We start from the raw sequence: 11,814 nt of genomic DNA on the forward strand, positions 1-11,814 counted from the left end.
GTTTTGCCCTGGCGGCAGCGGGCGGCTCGCCCCCGCCAGGCTGTTTGCTGGGCTTTTTCTCCCCCAGCCCCCCCCCTCCCCCAATGGGGGGGCTGCGCCCCCACGCCCCCGGGTGACTTGCTGAGGTCTGCTGTGCCCGCTGTGCCCACCCTCCCCCACCCTCGGCTTCGCTCGGGCGGGGGGACCCCCATCGCCCCGGCGGAACGCATGCCCACAGCGCTGGTGGCCGGCCAGTTGGGACACAGTGCCTGCAACGTGGGCAGGTCGGTGGGCTCTCTGTCCGCCAACCCGCTCGGCAGGTCCGCCAGTTCGTCCAGGAGGTCCTGGGACAAGGCACGTAGATAGGGGGAGGCCGGTTGGGGGGAGGCGCCTGCCTGGCGGGGGGAGTCGGGGCCTCCCGCTCTGAGCCAGCGGGCCGCGATCGCCCCGGGACTGCGGCCGTCCTCCTCCGCCTGGCGGAGTTCGTGGCCCAGGAGGTCCTCCGGCTGGACCCAGGTCAGGCGCAACGGGGTCGGACGAGGAAGGGTCATGACAGCTCCGCGTACGCCGTCTCGTGGGCGCGGCGGCGGGAGACGTCCCGCGCGAAGATCTCCCGGGTCACCTCGGTGAGGGTGCGTGCGGGAGCCTTCAGGTCCAGGCGGCTGGCCTCCGCGACCGTCTTGGCCCAGCCGGACGGGATCTCCGCGCCCAGGGCACCCGCCAGAGCGCCGGACATCGTCGCGATGGAGTCGCAGTCCCGGCCGTAGTTCACCGAACCCAGCACCGCGTGCCGGTAGTCGCCGCCGGAGACCAGCAGCATCGCCAGCGCCACCGGCAGTTCCTCGATCGAGTGCACGCGCGAGGGACGGCGGGCGCCCAGGGACGGGCTGCGGTAGTCCGGGCCGACCGTGTCGTACGGGGCGACCGCCTCCCGCAGCGGACGCAGCGCCGACTCGAAGTCCGAGTACCGCGAGGCCGTGTCGCAGACCGTCTCGATCGCGGCCCGCGTGCCGTCCTTCGCCACGGCCAGGCATGCCTCGACCACCGAGTCCGGGGTCGCACCGGGGGTGCAGGCCGCCGCCACGGCCGCCGCGAAGACACCGGCCGCCTCACGCCCGTACGACGACTGGTGGGCGCCCGCGATGTCGAGGGCCTCGGCGTACGCGCCCGCCGGGTTCGCCGCGTTGACCAGGCCGACCGGGGCCATGTACATCGCGGCACCGCAGTTGACGATGTTGCCGGTGCCGGCCTCGCGCGGGTCCACGTGACCGTAGTGGATCCGCGCCACCAGCCACTTCTCCGCGAGGAAGATCCGCTGGAGGGGCAGGGCGTCCGCTTCGAGCTCCGGGATCCAGCGGGGTGTCGTCATCAGGTCGGGCACCAGGTGCCGGGCGACGGCGTACGCGTCCAGGTGGTCGCGGACCGTCGCGTACACCCGTACCAGCGCGTGCGTCATCAAGGTGTCGTCGGTGACGTGTCCGTCGCCCTTGTGGTACGGGGCGACGGGGCGGGCGGTGCGCCAGTCGTCGCCGTGCCAGGGGCCGACGATGCCGTGGACGCGTCCGCCGTGCCGTTCGACGATCTGCTCGGGGGAGTAGCCCTCCACGGGGCCGCCGAGCGCGTCGCCGACCGCGGCTCCGACGAGGGCTCCGGTGATGCGTTCCTCCAGGGCCGCCGTTCCTGTCACGGCTCCCACAGATGTACCTGTTTCATGCGTTTTGGGGCTCATGGCGCGCATCATCCCTCCGGGAGGGCCAGTTCCGTCGCTTCCAGCAGATCGGCGAGTCCGATGAGGTCCGTGCCGGTCAGGCGCGGCAGCGTGCAGCCGGAGAGGGTGCGGCAGGCGTCGCGCCAGGCGGCCGGGACGGCCGCACCGCCGCCGAGTGCGCCGGTCAGCGCGCCGGCGAGGGCCGGGGCCGAGTCCGCGACCCGGGACAGACACGCCGCGGCCGGTACCGCCTCCGCGATCCGGCCGCGGGCGGCGACGGCGAGTGCGAGGGCGACCGGGACGGTCTCGGCGGCGGCGATGCCGTAGCTGTAGACGTGGTCGACGATCTGGTGTTCCAGGAGGGGGACGAGAGCGAAGGCGCCGGCTCCGTCCGCGCGGGCGGCGTCGGCGAGGGCCAGGGCGTGGCGGGCGTTGCGGCCGATCTCCGTGGCCCCGGGGAGTTCGGCGAGGGCCGCTTGCGCGCAGGCGTCCACGTCGGCGCCGCCCAGTGCGAGGGCGACGGCCGCGGCCATCGCGCGGGCGCCGTGCACGCCGTCGCCGTCCTGGGTGTAGCGGGCGTCGAACTCGGCCAGTTCCGCGGCGGAGCGGGGGTCTCCGGGGTGGGCGACCGCCAGGACACAGGCCCGTACGCAGGCCGCGTCGTCGAAGTAGTGGGGGTTGTCGTGGCCCGAGGCGGGCGGGCGCAGGCCGTTGGCGAGGTTGCCGAGGCCCGCTCGTACGGAGATGCGGGCGCGCAGGGGGAGTACCGCCGACTCGACCTCGGGGGCGCGGTCCGCGGCGGCGGCGACCTCGCTGGCGATCGCGTTCCACGAAAGGTCGATCGCCGCGCGCATGCGGCGGTCCCGGCTGAGGTCGCCCAGTGCGGCGGCGTCCGCGGCCCGTAGGACCGCCTCCGCCGCGAAGGCCGCCCACTCGGCGTCGTCCGAGGGGCCGAGCCGCAGGGGTTCGGGGGGCTGGTTGAGGGCGATGGGGACGGGGAGGGTGGTGGTGGCGTTCTGTTCGGCGAAGGTGTCCAGTTCGCGGGTGAGGCGTCTGGTCCATTCGGGCATGCGGGTTGCTCTGTGCCGTGCGGCCGGCCAACCTGCGGCGTCGCCTGCGGCTAGGCCGAGCAGGAGGCCTTCGATTCTGCGGGGCGGGGTGTGTGGGTGCGGGTTCGTTGCGGCTTGTTGCGCAGTTCCCCGCGCCCCTGAGGGGGTGGGGGGTGTGGGGGCGCTGGTCGGGTGCGGGTCCGTTGTGGCTGGTCGCGCAGTTCCCCGCGCCCCTGACAGGGCCGCCCCTGACAGGGTTGCCCCAGTGGGGTGCGCCCCTGAGGGGGCTGCCCCTGCGAGGACTGCGTCTGCGGGGTGCGTTTCTGAAGGGTGTGTGGGGGTCATTGGGTGGGCTCCGGTGGGGTCAGTAGGTCTGCTACGTCCAGGACGTGGTGGCCCTGCATCGAGGGGAGGCAGGAGCCCTTCGCGGGGCCGATCGCCGCCGCCCAGGCGGGCGGGATCGCGGCGGCGCCGCGCGTGGCGCCGGCCAGGGCGCCCGCCACCGCCGCCGTCGTGTCGGCGTCGCGGCCCATGTTGACCGCCGTGAGGACGGCCTCCTCGAAGTCGCCGTCGGCCGCCGCGTACGCGCCGAAGGCCAGGGCGACGGCCTCGGGGGCGAGGTCCGTCCAGGGGTAGCCGCCGATGACGACCGCCGAGCGGACCGCGCGTTCGCCGCGGTGTGCGCAGGCCACCGCCCTGCGCAGGGAGCGCGCCGTCCAGGAGTCGTCGGGGACGACGGCCAGCGCGGAGGCGACGACGACGATCGTGGGGGCGCCCGCCATCGCCGCGGCGACACCCGCCGCGACGGCCTGCCCGCCGTAGATGCCCTCGCCGTCGTGGCTGACCGAACCGTCGATCGCCACCAGCCGTGCCGCCTCCGCGGGGCGGCCCGCCGCGAAGACCCCGAAGGGCGCCGCCCGCATGGCGAGGCCGTCGCTCCAGGCGTGCCGGTGCTGGGCGGAGATGGGGGCGGCGAGCCCCCGGCGCAGGTTCTCCAGCGTGCCCCGTTCGCTGAAGCCCGCGCCCCGGAACGGCCCCTCGTCGCGGTCCGCGATCCACTGGTGCCAGGCCGCTTCCACATGGGCGACCGTGAGCGCCGAGCCGTGCCGGGCGAGCAGCAGGCCGGAGAAGATCGCGTACTCGGTGTCGTCCGTGCCGGCCGGCTTCTCGGCCACGTACCCCGTGATGCGGCCCCAGCGCGCGCGGATCTCGGACGGTTTCATGTTCTCGGCCGGTGCGCCCAGCGCGTCCCCGACGGCGAGTCCCAGCAGTGCGCCGCGCGCACGGTCCCGGAGGGCGGTCGCGCCCCCTTCGCCGGGCGCCGGTACCGGTGGAACGCAGGCGATCGATGCCATGGCGGACCTCTCCGTCGAGGGGTCCCGGGTGATCGGAGGCCGTTCGCAGGCCGGTCGGGAGCCCCTTTGGGGATGTGTCCCACGGGAGGGGGCCGTCGGAGCCTCACGTGCCCCAGAGTCACCCGGTCGACATATGTGCGCAGGTCGCCACGGATGAGCGAAAGAGGGTGAAGGTGCAGGTAAGTACGGCCTTCCTTGCTGGCGGGAACGGAATTTCAGGCGTACGTTCGCAGTTGTCCAAAAGTAGAACCAGTCCAAAAAAGCAGTGAACGAGCACTTGGGGGACCCCCGCATGGCCATCATCGAGACCGAGGCCGCGCTGCACGAGGCGCACCGCGACAACCACACCCACCGGGACGTGAACGGCGGATGGCTGCGCCCGGCCGTCTTCGGTGCGATGGACGGCCTCGTCTCCAACCTGGCGCTGATGACCGGTGTGGCCGGTGGCGCCGTCTCCCATCGGACCGTCGTCATCACCGGGCTCGCGGGACTGGCCGCGGGCGCCTTCTCCATGGCGGCCGGCGAGTACACCTCCGTCGCCTCGCAGCGCGAACTCGTCGAGGCCGAACTCGACGTGGAGCGGCGGGAGTTGAGGAAGCACCCGCAGGACGAGGAGCGTGAGCTGGCGCTGCTGTACGAGGCCCGCGGGGTGGAGCCCGCGCTCGCCGGCGAGGTCGCCCGGCAGCTGTCCCGGGACCCCGAGCAGGCGCTGGAGATCCACGCGCGGGAGGAGCTGGGCATCGATCCCGGCGACCTGCCGTCGCCCGTCGTCGCCGCCGTGTCGAGCTTCGGCGCGTTCGCCCTGGGCGCCCTGCTCCCCGTCCTGCCGTATCTGCTGGGGGCCGCCACCCTCTGGCCCGCCCTGCTGCTCGCCGCGCTCGGGCTCTTCGCCTGCGGTGCGATCGTCGCCAAGGTGACCGCCCGGACCTGGTGGTTCAGCGGGCTGCGGCAGCTCGCGCTGGGCGGGGCCGCGGCCGGTGTGACGTACGCCCTGGGCAGTTTCTTCGGAACGGCCGTAGGATGACCGGCACCGCCTGATCGCGCACCTATGCAAGGGACTGCATAAGTAGCCGTTACTCGGCGGTTTCGAACGCTTAACCATTGGGCATGAGCCGTAAGCGCCGCGGGCAATGACGCCCGCGCCGCACCACACGCACATCATCAGCAGCAGGTGACGTTGCCTGCCGCGACCGGGCCGACGGTCATGGATCTGACCGAAAAGGCCCCCTTTTCCAGCCGCCACGAGCGGCGCCTCGCCGCGACCCGTGGCGTCCGCATGGTGGAACGCGGTATCCGGTTCACGAGAACCGCTCCATCATGTAACCTGCACGAAATTTTGCACTCTCGCTAAGGGCCAACGTCGTCCCTCGGCACTTGCCCCCAGAGCCTCAAGGCCTGGGAGGTGCCCCCCAGACACGACGACGACGGGAGAGCCGATGCGTACGCCGCGCCAGCCGTCCCAGCACTCCGAGAATGGCCAGAAGTGGTCCTTCATGGATGCTCGCCCTGCCGCGCAGGGAATGTACGACCCGCGCAACGAGCACGACGCCTGCGGCGTCGGCTTCGTGGCGACCCTCACCGGTGAGGCGAGCCACGCGCTGGTCGAACAGGCGCTGACCGTGCTCCGCAACCTGGAGCACCGCGGCGCGACCGGCTCGGAACCCGACTCCGGGGACGGCGCGGGCATCCTGTCCCAGGTCCCCGACGCCTTCTTCCGCGAGGTGGCCGAATTCGAGCTGCCCGAGGCCGGCGCGTACGCGGTCGGCATCGCCTTCCTGCCCGAGGACGGCACCGCCGACGCCGTCTCACGGATCGAGACGATCGCCGCCGAGGAGAACCTCACGGTGCTCGGCTGGCGCGAGGTCCCGGTCGCCCCCGGACTCCTCGGCGCCACCGCCCGCTCGACGATGCCGCACTTCCGGCAGGTCTTCGTGACGGACGGTTCCAGCCAGGGCATCGACCTCGACCGCAAGGCGTTCGCGCTGCGCAAGCGTGCCGAGCGCGAGGCCGGCGTGTACTTCCCGTCGCTCTCCGCCCGCACCATCGTCTACAAGGGCATGCTGACCACCGGCCAGCTGGAGCCCTTCTTCCCGGACCTGTCCGACCGCCGCTTCGCCTCCGCGATCGCGCTCGTGCACTCCCGGTTCTCCACCAACACCTTCCCGAGCTGGCCGCTCGCCCACCCGTACCGCTTCGTCGCGCACAACGGCGAGATCAACACCGTCAAGGGCAACCGCAACTGGATGGCCGCCCGGGAGTCCCAGCTCGTCTCCGACCTGTTCGGCGAGCAGGACAGCCTCGACCGGATCTTCCCGATCTGTACGCCCGACGCGTCCGACTCCGCCTCCTTCGACGAGGTCCTTGAGCTGCTGCACCTCGGCGGCCGGTCCCTGCCGCACTCCGTGCTGATGATGATCCCGGAGGCCTGGGAGAACCACGCCTCCATGGACCCGGCCCGCCGCGCCTTCTACCAGTTCCACTCCACGATGATGGAGCCCTGGGACGGCCCGGCCTGCGTCACCTTCACCGACGGCACCCAGGTCGGCGCGGTCCTCGACCGCAACGGCCTGCGCCCCGGCCGCTACTGGGTCACCGACGACGGCCTCGTCGTCCTCGGCTCCGAGGTCGGCGTCCTCGACATCGACCCCGCGAAGGTCGTCCGCAAGGGCCGCCTGCAGCCCGGCCGCATGTTCCTCGTGGACACCGCCGAGCACCGGATCATCGAGGACGACGAGATCAAGGCCGGCCTCGCCGCCGAGAACCCGTACGCGGAGTGGCTCGAAGCCGGCGAGATCGAGCTCTCCGACCTGCCCGAGCGCGAGCACATCGTGCACACCCACGCCTCGGTCACCCGCCGCCAGCAGACCTTCGGCTACACCGAGGAAGAGCTGCGCGTCATCCTCGCCCCGATGGCCAAGACCGCCGGCGAGCCCCTCGGCTCCATGGGCACGGACTCGCCGATCGCGGCCCTGTCCGAGCGCCCCCGGCTGCTCTTCGACTACTTCACCCAGCTGTTCGCGCAGGTCACCAACCCGCCGCTGGACGCCATCCGCGAAGAGCTCGTCACCTCGCTGCGCTCCTCGCTCGGCCCCGCGGGCAACCTGCTGGAGCCGACCGCCGCGTCCTGTCGAAGCGTCACCCTGCCCTTCCCGGTGATCGACAACGACGAGCTGGCCAAGCTCATCCACATCAACGCCGACGGCGACATGCCCGGCATGAAGGCCGCGACCCTCTCCGGCCTGTACCGCGTCTCCGGCGGCGGCGACTCCCTCGCCGCCCGCATCGCGGAGATCTGCACCGAGGCCGACGCCGCCATCGAGAACGGCGCCCGGCTGATCGTCCTCTCGGACCGGCACTCCGACGCCGAGCACGCGCCGATCCCCTCGCTGCTGCTCACCGCCGCCGTCCACCACCACCTCATCCGCACCAAGCAGCGCACCCAGGTGGGCCTGCTGGTCGAGGCGGGCGACGTCCGCGAGGTCCACCACGTGGCCCTCCTCATCGGCTTCGGCGCCGCGGCCGTCAACCCGTACCTGGCGATGGAGTCCGTCGAGGACCTGGTCAGGGCCGGTACGTTCCTGCCGGGCATGGAGCCCGAGCAGGCCATCCGCAACCTGATCTACGCGCTCGGCAAGGGCGTCCTGAAGGTCATGTCCAAGATGGGTATCTCCACCGTCGCCTCCTACCGCGGCGCCCAGGTCTTCGAGGCCGTCGGTCTCGACGCGGCCTTCGTGCAGAAGTACTTCAGCGGCACCGCCACCAAGATCGGCGGCGTCGGCATCGACGTCGTCGCCAAGGAGGTCGCCGCCCGCCACGCGAAGGCGTACCCGGCCAGCGGCATCGCGCCCGCGCACCGCGCCCTCGACATAGGCGGCGAGTACCAGTGGCGCCGCGAGGGCGAGCCGCACCTGTTCGACCCCGAGACGGTCTTCCGCCTCCAGCACTCCGCGCGCAGCAACCGCTACGACATCTTCAAGAAGTACACGGACCGCGTGAACGAGCAGTCCGAGCGCCTCATGACGCTGCGCGGCCTGTTCGGCTTCGACTCGGGCCGCGAGCCCATCTCGATCGACGAGGTCGAGCCGGTCAGCGAGATCGTCAAGCGCTTCTCCACCGGCGCCATGTCGTACGGCTCCATCTCCAAGGAAGCCCACGAGACGCTCGCCATCGCCATGAACCAGCTGGGCGCCAAGTCCAACACCGGTGAGGGCGGCGAGGACCCGGACCGCCTCTACGACCCGGCGCGCCGCTCGTCCATCAAGCAGGTCGCCTCCGGCCGCTTCGGCGTCACCTCCGAGTACCTGGTCAACGCGGACGACATCCAGATCAAGATGGCCCAGGGCGCCAAGCCCGGCGAGGGCGGCCAGCTGCCCGGCCACAAGGTCTACCCGTGGGTCGCCAAGACCCGGCACAGCACCCCGGGCGTGGGCCTCATCTCCCCGCCCCCGCACCACGACATCTACTCCATCGAAGACCTCGCCCAGCTGATCCACGACCTGAAGAACGCGAACCCGCAGGCGCGGATCCACGTGAAGCTGGTCTCCGAGGTCGGCGTCGGCACCGTCGCCGCGGGTGTCTCCAAGGCCCACGCGGACGTCGTCCTCATCTCCGGCCACGACGGCGGAACGGGCGCCTCCCCGCTCACCTCGCTCAAGCACGCGGGCGGCCCCTGGGAGCTGGGCCTCGCCGAGACCCAGCAGACGCTGCTCCTCAACGGCCTGCGCGACCGCATCGTCGTCCAGACCGACGGACAGCTCAAGACCGGCCGTGACGTCGTCATCGCCGCGCTGCTCGGCGCCGAGGAGTTCGGTTTCGCGACCGCGCCGCTCGTCGTCTCCGGCTGCGTCATGATGCGCGTCTGCCACCTCGACACCTGCCCGGTCGGCATCGCCACCCAGAACCCCGTCCTGCGCGACCGGTTCACCGGCAAGGCCGAGTACATCGTCAACTTCTTCAAGTTCATCGCCGAAGAGGTCCGCGAGATCCTCGCCGAGCTGGGCTTCCGCAGCATCGAGGAGGCCGTCGGCCACGCCGAGGCGCTCGACGTCGCCCGCGCCATCGACCACTGGAAGGCGCAGGGCCTGGACCTGGCCCCGCTCTTCCACGTGCCCGAACTGCCCGAGGGCGCGGCCCTGCACCAGACCGTCGAGCAGGACCACGGCCTGGAGAAGGCGCTCGACAACGAGCTGATCAAGCTCGCCGCCGACGCCCTGAACGCGACCGGCGCCACCGACGCCCAGCCGGTCCGCGCCCAGGTCGCCATCCGCAACATCAACCGCACGGTCGGCACCATGCTCGGCCACGAGGTGACGAAGAAGTTCGGCGGCGCGGGCCTGCCCGACGACACCGTCGACATCACCTTCACCGGTTCCGCAGGCCAGTCCTTCGGCGCCTTCCTGCCGCGCGGTGTGACGCTGCGCCTGGAGGGCGACGCCAACGACTACGTCGGCAAGGGCCTCTCCGGCGGCCGGGTGATCGTCCGTCCCGACCGGGGCGCCGACCACCTCGCCGAGTTCTCCACCATCGCGGGCAACACCATCGCGTACGGCGCGACGGGCGGCGAGCTGTTCCTGCGCGGCCGTACCGGCGAACGCTTCTGCGTCCGCAACTCCGGTGCGACCGTGGTCGCCGAGGGCGTGGGCGACCACGGCTGCGAGTACATGACCGGCGGCCACGCCGTCGTCATCGGCGAGACGGGCCGCAACTTCGCCGCCGGCATGTCGGGTGGCATCGCGTACGTCATCGACCTGGACCTCGACAACGTCAACGCCGGAAACCTCGGCGCGGTCGAGGAACTCGACGACACCGACAAGCAGTGGCTGCACGACGTCGTGCGCCGGCACCAGGAGGAGACCGCCTCCACCGTCGCCGAGAAGCTCCTGGCCGAGTGGGACACCGCGGTGGACCGCTTCAGCAAGATCATCCCCAGCACGTACAAGGCAGTGCTCGCCGCCAAGGACGCCGCCGAGCGAGCCGGACTCGACGAGTCCGCGATCACCGAGAAGATGATGGAGGCGGCGACCAATGGCTGATCCCAAGGGCTTTTTGAACCACGGCCGAGAGGTCGCCAGGACCCGCCCCGTCGAGGAGCGCGTCAGGGACTGGAACGAGGTCTACGTCCCCGGCTCCCTCCTGCCGATCATCCCCACGCAGGCCTCGCGCTGCATGGACTGCGGCATCCCCTTCTGCCACAACGGCTGTCCGCTCGGGAACCTCATCCCCGAGTGGAACGACTTCGCGTACCGCGAGGACTGGTCCGCCGCCTCCGAGCGGCTGCACGCCACGAACAACTTCCCGGAGTTCACCGGCCGCCTGTGCCCGGCGCCCTGCGAGTCGGCGTGCGTGCTGGGCATCAACCAGCCCGCCGTGACCATCAAGAACGTCGAGGTCTCGATCATCGACAAGGCGTGGGACAGCGGCGACGTCGCTCCCCAGGCCCCCGAGCGCCTCTCCGGGAAGACGGTCGCCGTCATCGGCTCCGGCCCCGCGGGCCTCGCCGCCGCACAGCAGCTCACCCGCGCCGGCCACACGGTCGCCGTCTACGAGCGCGCCGACCGCGTCGGCGGCCTCCTGCGCTACGGCATCCCCGAGTTCAAGATGGAGAAGCGGCACATCAACCGCCGTATCGAGCAGATGCGCGCGGAGGGCACCCGCTTCCGTACGGGCATCGAGATCGGCCGCGACCTCAAGGCCACCGACCTGCGCAAGCGGTACGACGCCGTCGTCATCGCCGCCGGCGCCACCGTCTCCCGCGACCTGCCGGTCCCCGGCCGCGAGCTGAACGGCATCCACTTCGCGATGGAGTACCTGCCGCTCGCCAACAAGGTGCAGGAGGGCGACTTCGTGGCGCCCCCCATCACCGCCGAGGGCAAGCATGTCGTCGTCATCGGCGGCGGCGACACCGGCGCGGACTGCGTGGGCACCGCCCACCGCCAGGGCGCGGCCTCCGTCACCCAGCTGGAGATCATGCCCCAGCCGGGCGCGGACCGCGCTCCGCACCAGCCGTGGCCGACGTTCCCCATGCTCTACAAGGTGACCTCCGCGCACGAGGAGGGCGGCGAGCGCGTCTATGCCGTCTCCACCACCCACTTCGAGGGCGACGAGGACGGCAACGTCCAGTGGCTGCACCTCGGTGAGGTCGAGTTCATCGACGGCAAGCTCACCCCGAAGCCGGGCACGGAGCGCAAGATCCCCGCCCAGCTCGTCACCCTCGCCATGGGCTTCACCGGCACCGACCAGGAGAACGGACTGGTCTCCCAGTTCGCCCTCGACCTCGACGAGCGCGGCAACATCGCCCGCGACCGCGACTACGCGACCAACGTGCCCGGCGTCTTCGTCGCCGGTGACGCCGGACGCGGCCAGTCCCTCATCGTCTGGGCCATCGCGGAGGGCCGCTCGGCCGCCCGCGGGGTCGACCGCTTCCTGACGGGCGTCAGCGAACTCCCGGCGCCGGTCCGCCCGACGGACCGCTCCCTGATGGTCTGACGCCCACCCCCAAAGACGTCCCGTACAACGGTGTACGGAACTGAGCGCGGCGCCTGCCCTCGTCCCCGACCGGACTTGGTGGGCGCCGTGGTGCGTCTGGAAGCCTTTTGAACTGGGCTTCCCTGTAGGACTGCGTCCGCGGGTTCGGTGGGGCGGGGGGTACGCCTACTTGCTGGGCAACAGGCTCCTGCTCGCCGTCGTCGTCATGGTGATGTTCATGAACGGCACGGACCAGGGC

General features: G+C 71.8%; 6 protein-coding genes and 1 pseudogene. 3 read left to right on the plus strand and 4 right to left on the minus strand.

The annotated features are described in order from the left end of the window. The 4 genes and pseudogenes from ACFWGJ_RS30815 to ACFWGJ_RS30830 all read right to left on the minus strand — a co-directional run. Window positions 1–530, minus strand: a pseudogene (locus ACFWGJ_RS30815) (hypothetical protein); the annotation flags it as partial. Beyond that, complete coding sequence (locus ACFWGJ_RS30820) at window positions 527–1,708, minus strand: ADP-ribosylglycohydrolase family protein (protein WP_387331251.1); 1,182 nt, start codon at window positions 1,706–1,708, stop codon at window positions 527–529. The pseudogene ACFWGJ_RS30815 and the gene ACFWGJ_RS30820, both read right to left, overlap by 4 nt. An 8-nt stretch (window positions 1,709–1,716) precedes the next feature. Further along, the gene (locus tag ACFWGJ_RS30825; protein ID WP_387331253.1) at window positions 1,717–3,081 is read right to left on the minus strand and encodes an ADP-ribosylglycohydrolase family protein; all 1,365 of its coding nucleotides are present in this window, start codon (window positions 3,079–3,081) and stop codon (window positions 1,717–1,719) included. Next, window positions 3,078–4,091 carry an ADP-ribosylglycohydrolase family protein gene (locus ACFWGJ_RS30830; protein WP_387331255.1) on the minus strand — a complete coding sequence of 338 codons (1,014 nt, stop codon included), beginning with the start codon at window positions 4,089–4,091 and terminating at the stop codon, window positions 3,078–3,080. Before ACFWGJ_RS30830 ends, ACFWGJ_RS30825 begins: the two co-directional genes overlap by 4 nt. A gap of 292 nt (window positions 4,092–4,383) precedes the next feature. Between ACFWGJ_RS30830 and ACFWGJ_RS30835 the strand changes: the two genes are divergently transcribed. From ACFWGJ_RS30835 to ACFWGJ_RS30845, 3 genes are all read left to right on the plus strand, one after another. Next, window positions 4,384–5,115 (plus strand): VIT1/CCC1 transporter family protein, encoded by a 732-nt coding sequence (locus ACFWGJ_RS30835; RefSeq protein ID WP_387331257.1) that lies wholly within the window; start codon window positions 4,384–4,386, stop codon window positions 5,113–5,115. A 412-nt stretch (window positions 5,116–5,527) separates the two neighbouring features. Continuing rightward, on the plus strand, window positions 5,528–10,123 hold the full coding sequence (gene gltB / locus ACFWGJ_RS30840; protein WP_387331259.1) for a glutamate synthase large subunit: 4,596 nt from the start codon (window positions 5,528–5,530) through the stop codon (window positions 10,121–10,123). Further along, on the plus strand, window positions 10,116–11,576 hold the full coding sequence (locus ACFWGJ_RS30845) for a glutamate synthase subunit beta (protein ID WP_387331261.1): 1,461 nt from the start codon (window positions 10,116–10,118) through the stop codon (window positions 11,574–11,576). The genes gltB and ACFWGJ_RS30845 overlap by 8 nt, the downstream gene beginning before the upstream one ends. Window positions 11,577–11,814 lie beyond the last annotated feature (238 nt).

Origin of the sequence: Streptomyces sp. NPDC060205, from assembly GCF_042728395.1 — a bacterium.
In the GTDB taxonomy this organism is placed as follows: Bacteria; Actinomycetota; Actinomycetes; order Streptomycetales; family Streptomycetaceae; genus Streptomyces.